We start from the raw sequence: 18,799 nt of genomic DNA, 5'->3' as shown, positions 1-18,799 counted from the left end.
CGCGCTTCGGGCAGATCGGTATTGCGAGGTACACGCCCTACGCCGACCGCTTCACCGCAACCGCCGGCGCAACATCGAGCCGCCCAAGCATCGCCTTCGCCTGCTCGGCGCAGTGCTCGATCAGCCAGCGCTCGAATGCGACCGGGTGAAGCGCGGGGGCATAGAGGAAGCCCTGCACGACGTCGCAGCCGAGCTCCGCCGGCAATTGACCCTGCCCCACGCGCACCACGGCGGTGGCGTTCGCGAGCGCGCCGGGCTATACGCGGACTGGTGACGTCCTTTGCTTGCTGGCGACGCGGTCGCGCATGTCACGTGGAAACGTCAGAGGGGGCCAAATTGGACCGAATGAGTCTTCACGATCCCCTTTTCGCCACCTATGCCGTTGCCGCCACCCTGATGATCATGAAGGCCGTGGCGATGTCATGGCTGACCGTGATCCGTATGGTGCAAGCCAAGGGGGGCTACCGTTCGCCGGAGGACATCAAGAAGACCCCAATGAATCCTGCGCCAGATCCAGCGCAGCTTCTTCCCAACGAACGTGTCGAGCGGATCCGCCGGATCCAGATGAACGATCTCGAGAGCTTGCCGTACTTCCTGGTCGCGGGCCTGCTCTATATCCTCACACAGCCGTCGCTGCGGCTCGCGCAGTGGCTGCTCTACGGCTACGTTGCCTCACGCCTGCTGCATTTTCTGGCCTATCTCACCGGGCAAATCCACGAAGTTCGCGCGACGCTGTGGACGGTCGGTTCGCTCATCCTCATCTTCATGACCGGTCGCACGCTTCTCGTTGCACTCGGCGCTTGACGCTCAATCGGCCACACCGGCAACCTGCTGGGCCGAAAGATAGCGTGCGAGAGCATCGTCTTGCTTGAAGAAGCGCATGGCGCGCAGATCGCGGATCGTTGTCTTTTGTGTTGCATCGCGACGCCGCGTGATCTCGCGAGCTTCTTCCAGGCGGCCGGCGGCGACCAGATTGGCCGCCAACATACGATGGCCGGTGCCATTGCCCGGATTGTGCTGAACCGACTTGCGTGCCCAGGCGATGCCATCCTCATGGCGCCCGAGCGCAAAGCAAGACGCCGTCAATCCTGTCATCCACAAATGCAGCATACTGTCGTAGGGACTGAGAACGAGAGAACGATGAAGGCACGCGAGTGCGTTCTCGTAGTCGCCTGCCATGCTATCGATCATTCCGAGCGTACCCCACGCGAAGGCCGAACTGGGATTGAGCCTCACGGCCTCGATGGCGTGAATACGCCCCTGATCGTTGTCGCCGGCCGGCCCAAAGAGCGTGAAGCCGTAGACCGCATGGGCAAATGCGTCCGTACCGTCCTGCTCGACGGCGCGGCGCGCCAGACTTAGCGCCTCGGTCGTGGCGTCCGGCGACGTGCGTGCGCCAAGCGGCGAAGCCATGACGAGTCCCCAGGCGAGCGCCGCGAGCGTCGGCGAGCGCGCCTCATCAAGGCTGAGAGACTGTCGAAGCAGGTCGATCGCCTTGGTGATATCCTCGCGGGTGCCGCCCCAGAGGTGGTGAAGGGCACGCAAATAGAGGTCGTACGCAGAAAGATTGGTTGGCTGCTTCCGACGTGCTCGTTCGATCTCGGCGCTCCGAACGGCGGGATCGACGACCGCAGCGACGCTGCTGCTGACGTCATCTTGCAGATCGAAGATGTCGGTCAGTGGGCGGTCATAGCGATCGGACCAGACCTGAGCCTCACTGCCGCTATGGGTCAGCTCGGCCGACACGCGAATGCGGTTGCCGGCCTTGCGTATTTGGCCGCTCAAGACGTATTGGACACCGAGTTGTTGCGCAATTTGCTGGCTGGTCATTCCCTTGTCCCGGAGGGCAAAGCTCGTCCCGCGTGCAATCACCACGAGGGCGCGAAAGCGCGACAGGGCCGTGATGATGTCCGCGGTGACGCCGTCGGCGAAATAGTCCTGCTCGGGGTCACCGCTCATGTTGCTGAACGGCAGAACCACCAGGGACGGCTTCTCGTCGTGCATGACGAGCGCCAGCGGGGGTGAGGCCTCCGGCGCGACCTCACCTGCAGCCGGCGCGACGTTCTGCGCCTGATTGCTGCGCAGTTCCGCGGCCAGCGACCTGGTTGCAAGATCAGGCTCGGTGCTCAGCTCGCGCTTCAGCAAAGCAACGACGTCCCGATAGTATTTGAGCGCCTCGGCGTTACGTCCCGTTGCGGACAAAGCGCGCATGATCAAGCGATGCGAATCTTCGCGCAGGTTGTTGAGTGCATTGGCGCGCTGGCCGGTTCGCAGGGCCTGCTCCGCACGCCCCTCAGACAGCTCATGCCCACCGAGGGTCACCATCGCGCCCAGAGCGAGCTCCGATAACCGCTCGCGTTCGCCGGCGACCCATTCGCTCCAGCTTTCTTCGCCGACGCTGACGTCGTCAGCCAGGCGCCCGCGATAGAGGTCCGCCGCCGCACTCAATGCATCGCGGCTGCCGTCTTGGACAAGCTCCTCAAACTGGCTCACATCGCAGGCGATCACAGCGGCATTCAGCGATACGAGTTCGCCATCGCTCTTCAGCGCATCCTGACCCAAGATTTGACGCAGCTTGAAGAGCGCTTGTCGCAGATTTTGCTTCGCTTGCGCATCGAGGTGAGATCCCCACAGCAAGGTCGAGAGTTTTTCGCGTGACTGCGAGTCAGGAGCCATGCAGGCCAGAAAGGCCAGCAACCCCGCGAGCTTCTTGTTCGGCAGGCTGACGGCACCATCCGGCCCCGTCAGCACGAAACGCCCCAGAAGTGAGAGATTAAAATTTGGGCACGCCGCAGATGTAGCTCTGACCACGCCGCCTCCGATTCAATCACACGCACCCGTTGGGTATACACTCTACAGCAATTGCCAGCCTTGCGAACATTATTAACGCGCCAATGACGATTGAATAACGCCAGCGAAGACGACTGCAGGTTCTGATCCCATTGCGACGGGATGCCGATTGGTGAAGCCGCGCTCGGCAATTTCATCCGGAAAGCAGTCATGTGCGCGCGTCACCTCCTCGCAGCGATCGCCGTTCTTTTCATGGTCCTTGCGGGGATCGACGTCGCACTGACGGCCTTTGCCGCTCCGCATGCCGGGGCGGCTTCGGACTCGGCACCTCCCGTCACACCGCTCCTTTTCGGAGGCGACTGATGGAATCCGGCGTCACAACGGCCATCAAACAGGAGATCGCATTGACCCATCTGGACGATCAAATTCTCGATTGGGATGAAGCTGCAAGGCCCAGTCGTCGCGCGTCGTTTCCTGAGGCCGCGAATGCGCCGCTGGCAAAGTCCCAAGTACGCATCTCCGACACCATTCCCCCCGCAAAGGATTTTCATCTGCGCGGTTTGGCGCCCCTCACGCTGTTCGTCGCCTGGTACCAGCGCGCCCGCTTCAGGGCGGAGCTGCTTGCCGACCTCAGGCACAAGCCCGAATACCTCAGAGACATCGGGATTTGCCTGCACGAGGCGACGTCCGAAACCACCCGATTCTTCTGGGAGCCGATCCTGCTCACGCGCAGCCCAGCCGGATGCGACCAGCAATCGTCGCCATTTTCGCGGCCCACGCCGGGATCGACGTAAGCGAACCGGGCGAACGCCGCCGTAGTGGCCATGCCGGCAAGCGCGGCGGCAGATTTCGATGCAGGTCTCAATCGTCTCAGGCGGGTCCGGCGCACGCACGCACCCACCTGCGCCATGCCGCGCAGCATCAGGAGAATAGCCATGAAGATCGACGTGCCCGCGCCACCTCGGAGTTCCCTGGCATCAACGATCGTCGCTGCACTTCACGAATCCCGCCGCCGAGAGGCAACCGACGTCATTCATCGCTACCGGCATCTTGGTTCCGATCGGGTCGAAATCAACCTTTGCGACCCGACGCCATCGCCGGACACGAAAACGCACGCTCGTCAGTTGCTGAACACACGAAGGGGCAAGAACGTGGGACGATTGAGCGAAACACAGCTGATGGTCCTCATCCTTCTGGGATTCGGCGTCGTTCACGTGATTGGCGGCACCCTCATTGCGCGCGCGGCACCCGAGCAAGGTGATCCTTCCCTGGTCGTCGCAGCCTGGGGCGACTGACGGTGCCGGCGACGAAAGCTGCTTCATTGGATGTGAAAGATCGAGAGGCCGACGTGACAGCAATCATCAACGCGATTTCCCGGACCGTCGTCTCGGTCACCCGCGCCGACGTGGCGAAACACGCTCTGCTGCTGGCCGGAGCCTGCGCTTTCGTGTTCGTGCTCTCGCTGACCGATGGCCTGGATTTGAGCGCCGGACTGTTTTGATCATCGCGGTGGCGAGGATCGCCGTTATCGGACTCATCATCGTTGGACTAGCCACTTCACAGGGCATCAGCGCCCAATGGACCAGCAATGCCCTGCGTTTCGACATGATGCTCGTCGCGGCAATCGTTGCCAATTTCGGGTTGTGCGCGCTCGCTACTCTCACCTTCGCCAGGCTGGGGCTGCAGACCGCCGGAACAATAGGCCTCGTGACCGGAAACCGTAACGTCACTCTCGTGTGGGCGGCAGCGAGCTTCGGTCTACCGCCACTCGCGGAGGGCTATGTCGCCGCGTGCGTCATTCCCGTGCTCGCGCTTCCTCTCATCATCAAGCTTTGTCTCAGACTGCCTTCCTTCGGCCGTTTCGTGCCGCAAAACTGATGACTGCGAGCGGGCACCGCCGGCGGTTTCCATGGATCACAAGGAAGATGAGCATGGACTCCGTGGCACGCCTTCGCGGGCCGATTAGCTCTACGCCGAGCGCTTCACCGCGTCGCGCCCCGCCGCCGCAGCATCGAGCCGGCCCGGCATCGCCCTCGCCTGCTCGGCGCAGTGCTCGATCAGCCAGCGCTCGAACGCGACCGGGGGAAGCGCGGGCGCGTAGAGGAAGCCCTGCACGACGTCGCAACCGAGATCGGCCAGCAATTTGCGCTGCGCCTCGGTCTCGACGCCTTCGGCGACGACGGTCATGCCGAGGCCCTGCCCCACGCGCACCACGGCGGTGGCGATCGCGAGCGCGCCGGCGTCCTTCTCGATGTCGCGCATGAAACTGCGGTCGATCTTGAGCTCGCGGATCGGCAGGTGCGCGAGGCGGCTGAGACTGGAATAGCCGGTGCCGAAATCGTCCACCGAGAGCCCGACGCCGAGCTCGCGGATCGCGTTCATCGTCTCGATCGCGGCGACGCTGTCCTGCATGAACGCGCCTTCGGTGATCTCCAGCATCAGCGCGTCCGGCGGCAGCCCGTATTCGGCCAGAATGTCGGCCAGCCGCGCCGCCAGCGTGACGTTGCGAAAATTGATCGGCGACAGGTTCACCGACACGCAGGGGATGTTGAGCCCGGCGCGGCGCCAGCTCGCCATCTGCCGGCAGGCCTCGCGCACCGACCACAGGCCGATCTGCTCGATCAGGCCGCATTCCTCGGCAAGCGGAATGAACTTTGCCGGCGAGACGTCGCCGAGTTCGGCATCATGCCAGCGCGCCAGCGCCTCGAGGCCATGGATCGCGCCGTCGCAGCTGCGGATCTGCGGCTGGTAGCTGAGCGTGAGCTCGCCCTCCGCGATGGCACGGCGCAGCGCCGCGATCAGCGCCAGCCGCTGCTCGGTCAACCCGTTCATCTCGGCGCTGAACAGCCGATGGGTCGAACGTCCGGCCTGCTTGGCCATGTACATGGCGGCGTCGGCCTGCTGCATCAGCGTGTCGATGTCGGTGGCATGATCGGGATAGAGGCTGATGCCGATGCTGGCCGACATCTGCATCTGCCTGGATCCGAGCCGTAACGGCGCAGCCAGCGCCTCGGTGATCCCGGTCGCGACACGCCCGGCACTCTCGGCGTTGCGATGCGGCAGCAGCACGACGAATTCATCGCCGCCGAGCCGGCCCAGGATGTCTTCGGGCCCGATCTGCTCGCGCAGCCGCTGCGCGAGCTGGATCAGGAGCTCGTCGCCGGCGGCGTGACCGAGCGTATCGTTGACGTCTTTGAAATGGTCGACGTCGAGGAAGGCCAGCGCGACGTGGCTGCCGGTCGGACAGGCGTCGATCGCGGCCGAGATCAGGTGCCGCAGCTGCGCGCGGTTGGGCAGGCCGGTGAGGATGTCGTGATAGGCGAGCCGCGCGATCTCCGCGCGCGCCTCCTTACGCTCGATCGCAAACGCGCCGAGGTTGACGCAGGCATCGACGATGCGCCGGTGCCAGTTGCTCGGCGCGCGCGGTTCCCGGTAGTAGAAGGCGAAGGTGGCGATGACCCTTCCGTCCTTGGCCTTGACCGGGGTCGACCAGCAGGCGCGCAGGCCAATTCCGAGCGGCATCGCCTTGTAGGGCTGCCAGCGCGGATCGGTGTCGAGATCCTCAGCCAGGACCGGCTCGCCATAATAGGCAGCCGTTCCGCAGGAGCCGACATCGGGGCCGATCGCAACGCCGTCCAATGCGCGGGAATAGTCCTCGGGCAGGCTCGGACCCCCGAGCGGGTGGATCAGGCCTGCGGCATCGACGTGAAGCAGCGAGCAGACGACGTCGGGCGCAATCTCCTCGACGCGGCGACACAGCCGGTCGGCGATCTCGGTAATCGGAACCTCGTCGGCCAGCGAACTCATGATGAGCTGCTGGAGCGAGCGCAGCTGCCTGGTCTCGGTGATGTCCTCGAGCAGCGCGAAGATGTGCCTGACCCTGCCCTTCTTGTCGCGGAAGGCATCGATCCGGGCGCAGACCCAGATCTCCTCGCCGTCCTTGTCGTAGGCGAGCACCTCGGCCTCGCCGCGGCGGCCGCCATGCATCAGACGCTTGACGAGTTTGGCGACGGCCTTGCGATCGGTGTGGCGGCCGGCGATGAGCTCGCCCGCGCGGCGTCCTTCGGCCTCCGCGCTGGTATAGCCGAACAGCGAAGTGAACGCCGAATTGACGTAGACGATGTTCTGCTCGGTGTCGGTGATGATCACCACGCGGTTGGTCTGGTCGGAAACGGCGTGGAGAAGCCCGATCCGCACACGGCGCTCGGCCTCCGCGGTGACGTCGCGGGCGAACACGATGTGATGGACCGCGCCATCGATGGTCGCGGAGGACAGCGTGATGGCCGCCTTGATGCGGCTGCCGTCGCGCCGCACGAGGCTGATCTCGTCGCGGAAATCCGTGACCGCGCCGGCCTGGAGGCATTTGAGGGTGAGAAGGCCGGCATCGCGACCGAGCACCTCGGTGCGCGCGAGCTTCCAGATCCGCTCCGCGGCGCTGTTGAAGTGCGTGATGCGCTGCGCGTCATCGACGATGACGACGCCATCGTCGGCGCGTTCGAGCGCAGCCAGCAGCAGTTCCGGAGTTTCTGTCACAAGACGATCGGAGGCAGACATCGTTGGACCCGGAGTCATCGGGAAGAAGCAGAAATCGATCGAGGCTAGCGCTTCGATGGTGTCCAAGATGTTTTTGCAGTCCCGCCGCGTCCCGCCAAGACGCGGCATGCTTAACGGTCCGCGAAAGAGACGAAGGTAATCCGATGCGTGTGGAACCTACTCCGCGCGTGCGCCCTGGAGCTTGTGCAGCCGGCCGGCCACAGCGCGCACCTTGCCGGGCGATGCCCGCCATACCGACAGCGCCGACAGTGCGCTCGCGACGATGGCGATGGCGAAGGCGAGCGTGTAATCGCCCGTGCGATCATGGAGAAAACCCGTGAGCCAGGGACCGGCCGCGCCGCCGGCCAGGGCCGCCAGCATGATCGTGCCGAAGATGCTGCCCTGGTGCTTGCCTTGGAAGATCTCGAACACCACCGCGCCCATGATCGAGGTGAGGCCGTAGCCGAGCGCGCCTTGCGCGAACACCATGAGATAGACGAGCCAGAGCGAAGGCTCGAACTTCAGCGCCATCAGTGCCGCGAAACAGATCGCAAAACCCGCGCAGCTGATGGCCCAGACCCATTCCCGTCCAATGCGGTCGGAAACGTGGCCCAGCACGATCTGGCCGGGAATGCCGAGCAGGCTGACAATGCCAAGCGCCCACACCGCGACACCGGGGCTGAAGCCGATATCGAGCAGGAACTTGGTCTGGTGCACCTGCACCGCGTACCAGATGTACAGGCCGGAGAAATAGCCGACCGCGATCCACCAGAACCGCGCCGTCCCGACGGCGCGCTTGAGCGTCCACTCGGTGCCGACCCAGACGGGATCGACGATGTTGGAGACCGGCTTTGCGGCGCCGGGGACCGGCGCGGCATCGCCATCCGGTCGAAGGCCGATATCCTCGGGGCGCCTGTGCAGGAACAGGTTGATCGGCGCCAGCACGATCAGGATGAGCAGACCCATCGCGGTGCAGGCCGTGCGCCAGCCGGTCTGTTCGATCATGTGCTGCACCCATGGCAGCAGCGTCACCGAGCCGATGCCGACGCCGGCGAAGGCGATGCCGATGGCAAAGCCGCGCTTGCGGATGAACCAGTTCGGCAGGAACAGCGACTGGCCGGAATAGCCGAGACAGACGCTGCCGGCGCCGACCATGACGCCGATGGTCACGTAGAGATGCCAGGGCTCGCTGGTGAGCGGAGCGAGCAGCAGCCCGCCGCCCATCAGCACGACGCCGAGCTCCATCACCGCGCGCGGACCGGCGCGGTCCATCAGGCGGCCGATCAGCGGGCTGACCACGCCCGACACCACGAAGCCGAAGGAGAATGCGCCTGCGGTGATCCCGCGCTCCCAGCCGAATTCGGAGATGATCGGCGGAAAGAACAGCGAGAACGCGGTGCGTGCGTTGACGCCGATGGCCATGGTGACGAAGGTCACCGCGACCACGACCCAGCCGTAGAAGAACGGAAGCCGCATGTTGTGCTTATTTCATCCCTAGACGATCCTACCGACCATCCGGGGACGCCCGGGTCAAGCGCTTTTCGCGGATGCCCGTATCGCGCGGGAGAATCGCACTTGGGAATTTGCTCCGCAGCTTCCACAGCGTCATGGCCGGGCACAGCCGTCCGAAGGACGGCGTCGCTTCCGCTCGCCTATGCGAAGGACGGCGTCGCTTCCGCTCGCCTATGTCCCGGCCATCCACGCCTTACCCACGCGGAACAAAGAACGTGGATGCCCGGGACAAGCCCGGGCATGACGGCCTCTCAGAGATATTTCGGCTCAGGCGGCGTCGAGTTGCGAAGGCCGGACGGACTCGTCGAATGCGATCTGGTCGACCGGCTGCGGACGCCCGAACAGATAGCCTAGCGCCAAATTGACGCCGAGCGCTTTCAGCCGCTCGAACTCCTCGCATGTCTCGACGCCCTCGGCGGTGACCGACATGTCCAGCCCGCGCGCCAGCGTCAGGATCGAGGCGATGATGGCGGAGCTGCGCGGCTGATGCGTGAGGTTGCGGATGAACGACTTGTCGATCTTGATCTTGTCGAACGGGAACGTGGTCAGATAACTGAGCGACGAATAGCCGGTGCCGAAATCGTCGAGCGCGAGCTCGATGCCGATGCTCTTCAGCCGCTCCATGAAAGCGAGGTTCTCGACGCCGCGTTCGAGCAGGACCGATTCCGTGATCTCGATCTCCAGCCGCTGCGGTGGCAGGCCGGAATCGGCGAGCGCCGCGCAGATCATCTCGAACAGCTCGGCCTCCTTGAACTGGATCGGCGACAGGTTCACCGCGACCGCGAGGCCGGAGGGCCAGCCGGCCGCATCCGCGCAGGCGCGCCGCAACACGAATTCGCCGAGCGGCACGATCAGCCCGGTCTCCTCGGCCAGCGGAATGAACTGGTCCGGCGGGATCAGGCCGCGGCTCGGATGGCGCCAGCGCACCAGCGCCTCGAAGCCGCGCCGCTGGCCGCCGGCCGCATCGACGAACGGCTGGTAGTGCACCTCGAGCTGGCAGAGCGCGATGGCGTCGCGCAGGTCGCCTTCCAGCGTGCTGCGCGCCTCGAGCTCGGCCGACATCGCCTCGTCGTAGATGGTGAAGCAGTTGCGGCCCGCTGACTTCGAGCGATAGAGCGCAAGGTCGGCCTTCTTCAGCAACTGCTCCTGGTCGCTGCCATGGTCCGGCGCGATCGCAATGCCTATGCTGGTGCCGATCTCGACACGATGTCCGGGCAGGAGGAACGGTTCGGCCACGAGCTTGGCGATCCGTCCCGCCAGCTCGGTGGAGCAGACGCGCTGGTCCTCGCAGCCCTCCTGGATGATGGCGAACTCGTCGCCGCCGAGCCGCGCCAAGACGTCGGTGGCGCGCAGCGCGGATTTCAGCCGCTGCGCCACCTGGCGCAGCAGCGCATCGCCGGCGCCGTGACCGAGCGAGTCGTTGACGTTCTTGAAGCGGTCGAGATCGAGCATCAGGATCGAGAAGGTCGAACCGCTGTCGTTGAGCTGGCCGTTGAGATCGTCGAGCCGGGCGAGGAAGAAGGCACGGTTCGGCAGACCGGTCAGGATGTCGGTCTGGGCGAGCTCGAGCACCCGACGGTTCGCCAGCGACAGGCGCCGCGAATTGCGGCTTGCCAGCATGAGATAAGCCGACAGCGACAGCGTCAGCAGCATGCCGACGATGAGGACCGCGACCGCGCGATCGTAGGACGTCTCGAGCGCGCCGCCAGCCGTCGGCATGGCGCGCACCTGCCAGTCGGTGTCGCCGATCTTGAGACTGCCCGACCAGTGCAGGGCCCGCGCGACGTCCCGCATCGACTGCGGCGCCGTGGCGGCCGACGAATAATCCGGCAGGCTTTGTTCGAGGCTGACGATCTGTCCCGTGAAGGGCGGATAGACGTTGACGCTGACTGCGGGGCTTGCGCCGGTGGTCACGCGAATGGACTGGACCAGCACCGGCAGGTCGAACACGCCGACGACGAAGCCGGCCAGATTGCGACGCCGGTCCGCGACCGCCTCGCGCGACGTCCCTTTGGCGTAGACGGGAATGGCCACGAGGACGTCGGGCAGCCGGCCGCCCTCCTTGGGTTCGAACAGGCGGGTGCGGAGGGCCGCGATCCGATCGTTGTCGCGCGCCCGTTCCAGGACCGCACGACGTTCCGGGACGGTCGCGTAATCCATGCCGTAGACCTGCGAGGTCTTGGGCTGGGTCGAGTAGAACACCGGGAAATATTCGTCGCTCTGCGGCGCGACCGCGAAGGCATCACCCTGGAGCGACTTGATCCGATAGTCGGGCACGCCGTCCATGATCGCGGCGGCCTCGTATTCGGCGCGCTCCTTGCGGTTGACGCGCGGCAGCCAGGCGATTCGCAGCATGCCGGGATGACGCTCGAACAGACGGGTGCTGAAGGTCTCGAATTCGCTGCGGGTGATTTCCTCGTTGGTTGATTCGAACAGCGTGCGCAGCGCGACGAGCCTAGAGATATACTCGCTCATGCCGTTCTGCATGACGATCGCTTCGGTTTCGGCCGCGTTCTCGAACTCGAGCTTGTTGACGCGGTTTTCCCACCGCGCAACGGCGGCCGCGCCCACGACCGAGAACAGCAGGCCGACGGCAACCGCGACCAGCGCAGGGCGATAGAGCCCGAGCAGCGGCGCGACACGCCACCATCCGGTCATCCGTTTCCGATCCTGATCGTTCTGATCGCGACCGCCCATCTTGATCCGCAAGTCCCCATCGGCGCGGCGGCACGAACTTCTGGTTGAGCCGCCGGAGCCACTATCGGACAAGGATCGGGGTTAAGAACTGCAAAATTTCGGAACCCGGTCGTCCGGGATTGCGCGGCTTAGTTAACGATCGACCTGCAAAGTTGCAGCAGACTGGCAGTAACTTGCCGGTTTTACCCGGAGTCTTACGGATCGTCGGCGCGGCGCCGGTTAGCGACCTGTTCAGCCCGCATAACTATCGTTTCCGCAACGCGTCCTGCATCCGACAAGCACCCACATGACACGATCGCGATCCGCGACATACCTCGCCTTGACCATCGCATTGCTGACCGCGGCAATGCTGCCCGCGAAAGGCGACGAGGTCGGCGTCAGCGACGATGCGATCCTGTTCGGCCAGGCGGCCGCGCTCGAAGGTCCCTCCTCCGCGCTCGGGCAGCGCATGCGGCAAGGCATCGTCGCGGCGTTCAACGAGATCAACGGCAAGGGCGGCGTCCATGGCCGCAAGCTCCAGCTCATCAGCCGCGACGACGGCTACGACCCCGATCGTTCGGTGGCGCAGACGCTGCGGCTGATCGAGGACGACAAGGTGTTCGCGCTGATCGGCGCGGTGGGCACGCCGACCGCGATCGCGACGATCCCGATCACCAGCGCCAGGAACGTCCCCTTCATCGGTCCGTTCACCGGCGCCGAATTCCTGCGCGACCTCGAGCTTCCGAACGTCGTCAACATCCGCGCGAGCTATGGCGCGGAGGCCGAAGCATGGATCAAGCACCTCACCGAGGACCGCCGGTTCACCCGCATCGGCATCTTCTACCAGGATGATTCCTTCGGCCGCGACGGTCTCGTCGGCGTGAAGCGCGCGCTTGCCAGGCGCGGCCTCGAGCTTGCCGCCGAAGGCACCTTCGAGCGCAACACCCGCGCCGTCGCCTCGGCCTGGCGGATGATCAAGCGCGCCGAACCCGAGGCCATCGTGATGGTCGGGACCTACGGTCCCTGCGCCGAGTTCATCAAGCTCGCGCACCGCAGCGGCGCCTCGCCGACCTTCGTCAACATCTCCTTCGTCGGCGCCAATGCGCTCGCCAGGGAGCTCGGCCCCGACGGCGAGGGCGTCATCGTCTCGCAGGTGGTGCCGTTTCCCTGGGACCGCTCGCTCAAGCTCGTTGCCGATTACCAGGCGGCGCAGACGGCGTTCGACCCGACGCTAACACCCGACTTCGTGTCGCTCGAAGGCTATCTCTCCGGCCGCCTCGCTGCCGCGGCGCTGGAGAAGGCGGGACCGAAACCGACGCGCGCGAGTCTCCTGCGCGCCATCAACGACGTCGGCCGCTTCGACATCAGCGGCAGCGTCGTCACCGTCGGCATGCAAATGATCGACGCCCAGCCGAAGGTGTTCCTGACCGTGATCCAGAAAGACGGGACGTTCAGGGCGGTGGATAGGCTCTAGGGCCGCCGCGTCCAGCGCTCCGCGTTGACGGCGCCTTGCGGGACCTCGCCCCTGACGATGGCCTCCACCTGCCGCACCGTCTCCAGCGACTGGTACTCGATCGCCTGCGGCGTCAGCCCGCCGACATGCGGGGTGGCGATGACGCCGGGCAGCTTGGCCAGCTCCGGCGTCGGCATCTGGTCGGGCGCGCGGCCGACATCCATTGCCGCACCGGCGATGCGGTTCTCGCGCAGCGCGCGTGCCAAGGCCGCCTCGTCGACGAGATTGCCGCGCGACAGATTGATGAACACGGCATGCTTCTGCATGCGCGCCAGCGCCGCCTCCCCGATCAAATTCTCGGTCTCTGCGTTGGCGATCGCAAGGCAGACGACATAGTCGGACGCAGCGAGGAGCTCGTCGAGACCGACCTGCCTGATGGCGTTGTCGCCGACGGTCGCAAAGGGGTCGGAGACCAACACCTCCATGCGCAGCACCTTCGCGATCTCGGCGAGATAGCGGCCGATACTGCCGTAGCCGATGATGCCGATCTTGCTGCCGGCGAGCTGGCGGCCCATCCGTGCCTCTGGCTGGCGGCCGGCCTGGTAGTCCGCCGTCGTCCGCGACACGCCGCGGGAGAGATCGACCATGAAGCCGAGCGCGAGCTCGGCGACCGCCTGCACGAAGCCGGGACCGGCGCGGGTCACGAGCACACCCACCTTCGAGGCCGCATCGACGTCGACGTTGCGGATGTCGACGGCGCAGCGGACGAAGGCCCGCAGATGCGGCAATTGCGGAAAGATCTCGCCGCGTCCCTCGGTCATGCGATCGGCGACGATGATGTCAACGTCCCTGGCCGCGCGGACGAGACCGGCCGCGTCGAGCGGCTGATCGCCCTCGTGCAGGATCACCTCGGCGGCCGCGCGCAGGCCGTTCAGGCTGCGATCGCCGTAGTAATTCCGCCGCATCTCCGGCGTGTGGGCGAGCAGGACTTTCACGGCAAGACTCCTTCAGTAGCCGAATGCCCGCGGCAGCGCCGTCGAGAGCCATGGCACGAAGGCAATGACGAGCAGGCAGAGGAACAAGAGGCCAAGATAACCCATGATCGGCTTCACCGTCTGCTCGATCGGCACGTTGCCGATCAGGCAGGCGCCATAGAGTCCGAGCCCGAGCGGCGGTGCGAACAGGCCGATGCCCATCGCGATCACCAGCACGACGCCGAAATGCAGGGGATCGATGCCGAGCTGCACGGCCACCGGCAGGAGCAGCGGCCCGAAGATGATCAGCGCGGCCGCGCCTTCCAGCACCGAGCCCATCACGATCAGCACGGCGATCGCGAGCAGGATGAACAGCCAGACGCCTGAGGTCTTGGACAATCCGAGCATGAAGTCGCCGACCGCATGCGGCACCTGCTGCAAGGTCAGCGTGAACGCGAGCGACTGCGCGGCGGCGACGATGAACAGCACGAGCCCTGCGCGCGTTGCGGCCTGCACGAAACTGTGCACGGCCGTTTTGAAACTGAGCTCGCGGAACACCAGGCTGCCGATGACGAGCGCATAGGCCACGGCAAACGCCGAGATTTCGGTGGCTGTGGCAAAGCCGCTCTTGAAGCCGAAGAAGATCATGAAGATCAGGCCGAACGAGGCGATCGCGCCGCTCCACAGGCCCGACACCGGCATCTGCGGCGCAACGTCCTCGGCATCCGCCGGCCGCTTGCCGAAGATGATGGACACCGCGATCAAGACCAGCGCCATCAGCGCCGCCGGCAACAGCCCTGCGACGAACAGGCCGCCGATCGAAAGGTTCGCGACGAAGCCGAGGATGATCAGGTTGATGCAGGGCGGGATGGTCTCCGCCATCACCGCGGACGCCGCGAGCAGCGCCACCGCGCCGCCCGGATTCTGCTTCGAGCGGCGCGCTGCCGGGATCAGCACCGAGCCGACCGCGGCGACGTCGGCCATCTTCGAACCTGAGATGCCGGAGAACAGCACCATCGAGGCCACCATCACGACGTTCAGCCCACCGCGCATGCGGCCGACCCCACGCTGCAGCAGCTCGATCAGGCGCACCGACATGCCGTTGGCTTCCATGAGGTAGCCGACGAGGATGAAGAAGGGGATCGCCAGCAGCACGAAATTGTCGATGCCGCGCGCCATCTGCTGGGCGAAGATCACGCCGGGCAGCGCGCCCTCGACCCAGATGAAGATCAGCGCGGCCAGCGCCAGCGCAAAGCCGATCGGCAATCCGCCGAACAGCGTCGCGAAGAAGCCGATCAGCATCAGGGTGCCCGCCGACGGCACCGACGACGGCGACAGATAATCCCAGGCGAGATAGAGGCCGGTGACGACGACGATTGCAACGAGCCCCCTCGCGATGTCAGGAAACGGCCGGGCGCAGAGCTGGTCGATCGCGAACACCGTCATGAACAGCGCACCGATGCCCATCGGATAGAAGGTCAGTTCCAGCGGCAATCCTGATCCGGTGGTCTGGCCCGCCGTCAGCGAGCCCAGCTTGATGGCGTGATAGGCGACGTAGCCCGAGATCAGCACGACCAGCAGCGCGCTCGCGGCATCGACCAGCGCCCGCAACCTCGCCGGCAACAGGTCGCGGAAGAAGGACACGCCGACATTCTCGCCGCGCGCCAGCGCGCTCGCCGCGCCGAAGAAGGCCGAGCCGACCATCAATCCGCGCGCGACGTCGTCAGACCATTCGACCGGCGCATTGAAGCAGAAGCGCAGCAGCACGGACGCGCAGACGACCAGGAGATCGGCGGCCAGGAGAATGGCCGCGATCACGTCGCTGACGCGAAGCAGCTGGGTGATGCTCCCGTGGCGGCCGCCCGAGACGGGCACGGCGGCGGTCATCGTCATCTCAAGCTTGCGTCGCGCGGATGATGTCGATGACGGCCTTGGATTCCGGCCGCGCCTTGATGAAGTTCTCGTGCTGCGGCGCGACGCGCTTCTTGAACGCCTCGCGGTCGCATTCGGCCACCGTCACGCCCTTCTCGGTCAAGGCCGCCAGCGCCTCCTTCTCGACTGCAAGCCCATGGGCACGCGTATCGATTGCGGCCTTCTTTGCGGCATCGAGAAAACCGTCGCGCAGCTTCGGGTCCATGCGGTTGTAGGTCATGTCGCTGAAGTAGATCGCAAGCGGCGAGAAATTGTGCTGCGTCAGCGCGTAGAATTTTGCCGTTTCGAAGAACTTGCTGGCCAGGATCGTCGGCGGATCGTGCTCCAGCCCGTCGAGCACGCCGGCCTGCAATGCCGTGTAGATTTCGCCGAACGCGAGCGGCGTCGCAGCGGCCCCCATCAGGCGCAGGCATTCGGTGATGACGGGATTTGGCAATGTCCGGATCTTGAGGCCGGCGAGATCCTCCGGCGTCTTCACCGGCTTCCTCGCCAGGACGCTGCGGGAGCCGAAATTGTAGGCCCAGGCGATGATGCGGATGTTGCTGCCCTTGAGCAGCGCATCCTCGATCGGCTTGGCGGCGCCGGCGTCGAACGCCTTGGTCTGCTGCGGGAAACTCGAGAAGAGAAAGCCGAGGTCGAAGGTGCCGACCAGCGGCGTCAGATTGGCCGAGATCGACGAGCCCGACACCATGAGGTCGATGACGCCGAGCTTCACCGAATTGATGACGTCGATTTCCTGACCGAGCTGATTGTCCGGGAAGAAGGCGACTTCGACCTGCTCACCGAGGCCGTTCGCCTTCAGGTTCTTGACGAGGTTGTCGTAGTAGACGCGGCCGTTGGCGAATTTGGGATCGTTCGGCAGCGAGGAGGAGCATTTCAGCTTCAGCGTCGCAGCTTCAGCGCGGCCGATGATGGCGGGAGAGAGCACGAGGCCGGCGGTGACCGCCGCCGATGACTTGATGAACGCGCGACGGTTCACGGGCACGATGGTCATGGTGCGGTCTCTCCCGGTATTTTTTGTTCGCAGCCGCGATCGTTGCGTGCGGCCTTTGCTCGGACTGTATGGCCAAAGCGACGACACAGGCAAGGGTTGCGGCCGGGGTGCCGCAACGGTGCGAGAGGCAGGCGCGCCGGCAGAGACCGCAGCGGAGCGCCTGCATTTATAGGCGTTTTCGATCATGCCGCACGGCAGCGACAAGACCTGCCATGCAAGATTGACGCGGATCGATCCAATTCAGGTATGGATCAATGCCGAACGCAGATTGATTGGTTTGCACGAAACAAAACAAGCCGCGGGGATCCTGATCCCGCGGCTTGTGCGTTCGAGCGGATGTCGTGACCTCAGCGCGAATGCGCGCCGCTGAGCTGGCCGGTCGACGCCGCGACATCGCGGGACGGACGCAGCGCGTAGGCGCCGTCGCCGAGCAGGGCCTGCGCCGCGAGCGCGATCGCCCAGAAGGCGGGGTATTCCCAGCCGCCCTTCGGATTGGTGAAGAAGAAGCCGGCGGCGCCGTGCACGGTGAAGATCGCACCGAGCAGGATCGGGATGCCGGCCAGCGCCGCATAGCGGGTCCAGACGCCGAGGATCAGCGCGACACCGCTGAGAACTTCCACCGTCATGATGACGTAGGCGAGTTCGGGCGGGAAGCCGAGGCTGCCGAAGAACTTTGCGGTCCCGGCCGGGGTGAAGACGAACAGCTTCAGGCCGGCGTGGGCGAGGAACAGCGCGCCCAGCGTCACGCGCAGCACGAGCGCGGCATAGGGAGCGGTACGGGAATCGATCATGGCGGTCTCCTTGTTGGAGGCAGCTATGATCTATTCTAAATCGAACGATAATCTACTATATTGGAATGATACTTCACACCAGCAGAGTGAGATAAATGCTCGACCGGCTGACCAGCCTGGAAGTCTTCGCCAAGGTGGCGGCGATCGGCAGCCTGTCGGGCGCGGCCCGGGCCATGGGCCTGTCGCAGACCATGGTGACCAAGCATGTCGCCGCGCTCGAGGCCCGGCTCGGCACGAAACTGTTCCACCGGACCACGAGGCGGCTGTCCATCACCGAGGCCGGACGGAGCTATCTGGAATCCTCCGAGCGCATCCTCGCCGACATGGAGGCCGCCGACGCCGCGGTCGCGCGCGAGCGCGTCGAGCCGCGCGGGCTGCTGCGGGTCAACGTGCCCGTCGTGTTCGGCACGCGGCAGATCGCGCCGGCGATCGCCGAGTTTTCGGAACGCCATCCCGAGGTCACCGTCGAGCTCGGCCTCAACGACCGCCTCGTCGATCTCGCCGAGGAAGGCTGGGACCTCGCGATCCGCATTGGCAAGCTGCGCGACTCCAGCATGGTGGCGCGAAAGCTCGCGCCGAACCGCCTCGTGGTCTGCGCCGCGCCGTCCTATCTGGCGAAACACGGCACGCCGCGCTGCGTCGCCGACCTCGCCGCGCATAACTGCCTCGGTTACACGCTTTCGCAGCAGGCGAGCGCTGCGGAATGGCTGTTCGGTGTCGACGGCGAGATCCGCGTCCAGGTCAGCGGCACCCTGCGCGCCAACAATGGCGATGCGCTGCGCGCGGCAACATTGGCGGGCCTCGGCCTAGCGCGACAGCCAACCTTCATCATCGCCGACGACCTTCGCGCCGGCACGCTTCTGGCGCTTCCGCTCGACCAGCCGGAGATCCAGACCTCGGCCGTGCATGCGGTCTACCTGCCCGACCGCCGTCCGCCGGCCAAGGTGCGCGCCTTCATCGACTTTCTCGCCGCGCATTTTGCGCCTGACCCGCCCTGGGACCGCGGCCTGTTCTGACGGCACACGGCCTGACACGCCAGCTCCGCTGCCCATTTTGCCGCAGCTCGCAACGTGATCCAGTGCACAGACAGAGTCATGGCGGACGACTAGAAACGGTGACATCCTCGCGCCCATTGTTGATGGAG

The 18,799-nt window shown here is 65.3% G+C and carries 15 protein-coding genes and 1 pseudogene; 7 read left to right on the top strand and 9 right to left on the bottom strand.

The annotated features are described in order from the left end of the window. Positions 1–37: 37 nt before the first annotated feature. A pseudogene (locus A3M7_RS48540) lies at positions 38–253 on the bottom strand (hypothetical protein); the annotation flags it as partial. A gap of 59 nt (positions 254–312) precedes the next feature. On the opposite strand from A3M7_RS48540, the gene A3M7_RS0115315 reads away from it, so the two are divergent. Next, a complete protein-coding gene (locus A3M7_RS0115315) occupies positions 313–804 on the top strand; it encodes an MAPEG family protein (RefSeq protein ID WP_245284251.1) in 492 nt (163 codons plus the stop codon). 3 nt (positions 805–807) lie between these two features. Here the strand turns inward: A3M7_RS0115315 and A3M7_RS0115310 are convergent, their stop codons facing one another. After that, positions 808–2,751: a BTAD domain-containing putative transcriptional regulator gene (locus tag A3M7_RS0115310; protein ID WP_245284250.1), complete on the bottom strand. Its 1,944-nt coding sequence runs from the start codon at positions 2,749–2,751 to the stop codon at positions 808–810. A gap of 401 nt (positions 2,752–3,152) precedes the next feature. Here A3M7_RS0115310 and A3M7_RS0115300 point away from each other — a divergent pair, with 401 nt between their 5' ends. The 4 genes from A3M7_RS0115300 (at position 3,153) to A3M7_RS0115285 (ending at position 4,668) form a co-directional block, all read left to right on the top strand. Next, positions 3,153–3,584 (top strand): hypothetical protein, encoded by a 432-nt coding sequence (locus A3M7_RS0115300; RefSeq protein WP_027544723.1) that lies wholly within the window; start codon positions 3,153–3,155, stop codon positions 3,582–3,584. A gap of 141 nt (positions 3,585–3,725) precedes the next feature. Then, complete coding sequence (locus A3M7_RS46570; protein ID WP_084302183.1) at positions 3,726–4,085, top strand: hypothetical protein; 360 nt, start codon at positions 3,726–3,728, stop codon at positions 4,083–4,085. Positions 4,086–4,087: 2 nt separating this feature from the next. Then, positions 4,088–4,291, top strand: coding sequence for a hypothetical protein (locus A3M7_RS44195; protein WP_156936882.1), 204 nt, complete (start codon positions 4,088–4,090; stop codon positions 4,289–4,291). Beyond that, the gene (locus tag A3M7_RS0115285; RefSeq protein ID WP_027544722.1) at positions 4,288–4,668 is read left to right on the top strand and encodes a hypothetical protein; all 381 of its coding nucleotides are present in this window, start codon (positions 4,288–4,290) and stop codon (positions 4,666–4,668) included. The genes A3M7_RS44195 and A3M7_RS0115285 overlap by 4 nt, the downstream gene beginning before the upstream one ends. Positions 4,669–4,758: 90 nt before the next feature. Here the strand turns inward: A3M7_RS0115285 and A3M7_RS0115280 are convergent, their stop codons facing one another. The 3 genes from A3M7_RS0115280 to A3M7_RS0115270 all read right to left on the bottom strand — a co-directional run bounded on the left by A3M7_RS0115280 (position 4,759) and on the right by A3M7_RS0115270 (position 11,493). Then, the gene (locus A3M7_RS0115280) at positions 4,759–7,344 is read right to left on the bottom strand and encodes an EAL domain-containing protein (RefSeq protein WP_027544721.1); all 2,586 of its coding nucleotides are present in this window, start codon (positions 7,342–7,344) and stop codon (positions 4,759–4,761) included. Positions 7,345–7,500: 156 nt separating this feature from the next. After that, a complete protein-coding gene (locus tag A3M7_RS0115275; protein ID WP_027544720.1) occupies positions 7,501–8,799 on the bottom strand; it encodes an MFS transporter in 1,299 nt (432 codons plus the stop codon). A 303-nt stretch (positions 8,800–9,102) separates the two neighbouring features. Next, positions 9,103–11,493 (bottom strand): EAL domain-containing protein, encoded by a 2,391-nt coding sequence (locus tag A3M7_RS0115270; RefSeq protein ID WP_049823431.1) that lies wholly within the window; start codon positions 11,491–11,493, stop codon positions 9,103–9,105. 325 nt (positions 11,494–11,818) lie between these two features. Between A3M7_RS0115270 and A3M7_RS0115265 the strand changes: the two genes are divergently transcribed. Then, positions 11,819–12,985 carry an ABC transporter substrate-binding protein gene (locus A3M7_RS0115265; RefSeq protein ID WP_027544718.1) on the top strand — a complete coding sequence of 389 codons (1,167 nt, stop codon included), beginning with the start codon at positions 11,819–11,821 and terminating at the stop codon, positions 12,983–12,985. Here A3M7_RS0115265 and A3M7_RS0115260 read toward each other — a convergent pair. The 4 genes from A3M7_RS0115260 to A3M7_RS0115245 form a co-directional block, all read right to left on the bottom strand. Further along, the gene (locus A3M7_RS0115260; RefSeq protein WP_027544717.1) at positions 12,982–13,959 is read right to left on the bottom strand and encodes a hydroxyacid dehydrogenase; all 978 of its coding nucleotides are present in this window, start codon (positions 13,957–13,959) and stop codon (positions 12,982–12,984) included. The two genes, A3M7_RS0115265 and A3M7_RS0115260, sit on opposite strands and share 4 nt — an antisense overlap. 12 nt (positions 13,960–13,971) lie before the next feature. Then, entirely contained in the window at positions 13,972–15,825 is a 1,854-nt protein-coding gene (locus A3M7_RS0115255) for a TRAP transporter large permease subunit (protein ID WP_027544716.1), read from the bottom strand. Between the two features lie 7 nt (positions 15,826–15,832). Then, a complete protein-coding gene (locus tag A3M7_RS0115250) occupies positions 15,833–16,864 on the bottom strand; it encodes a TRAP transporter substrate-binding protein (protein ID WP_027544715.1) in 1,032 nt (343 codons plus the stop codon). A 347-nt stretch (positions 16,865–17,211) separates the two neighbouring features. Continuing rightward, entirely contained in the window at positions 17,212–17,655 is a 444-nt protein-coding gene (locus A3M7_RS0115245; protein WP_027544714.1) for a DoxX family protein, read from the bottom strand. A 95-nt stretch (positions 17,656–17,750) separates the two neighbouring features. Here A3M7_RS0115245 and A3M7_RS0115240 point away from each other — a divergent pair, with 95 nt between their 5' ends. After that, a complete protein-coding gene (locus tag A3M7_RS0115240; protein WP_027544713.1) occupies positions 17,751–18,671 on the top strand; it encodes a LysR family transcriptional regulator in 921 nt (306 codons plus the stop codon). The last annotated feature ends 128 nt before the right edge of the window (positions 18,672–18,799 follow it).

Source organism: Bradyrhizobium sp. WSM2254 (assembly GCF_000472645.1).
Taxonomy (GTDB): Bacteria; Pseudomonadota; Alphaproteobacteria; order Rhizobiales; family Xanthobacteraceae; genus Bradyrhizobium; species Bradyrhizobium niftali.
Note: the sequence above shows the minus strand (reverse complement) of the source record. Positions and strands in the feature narration are given on the sequence as shown.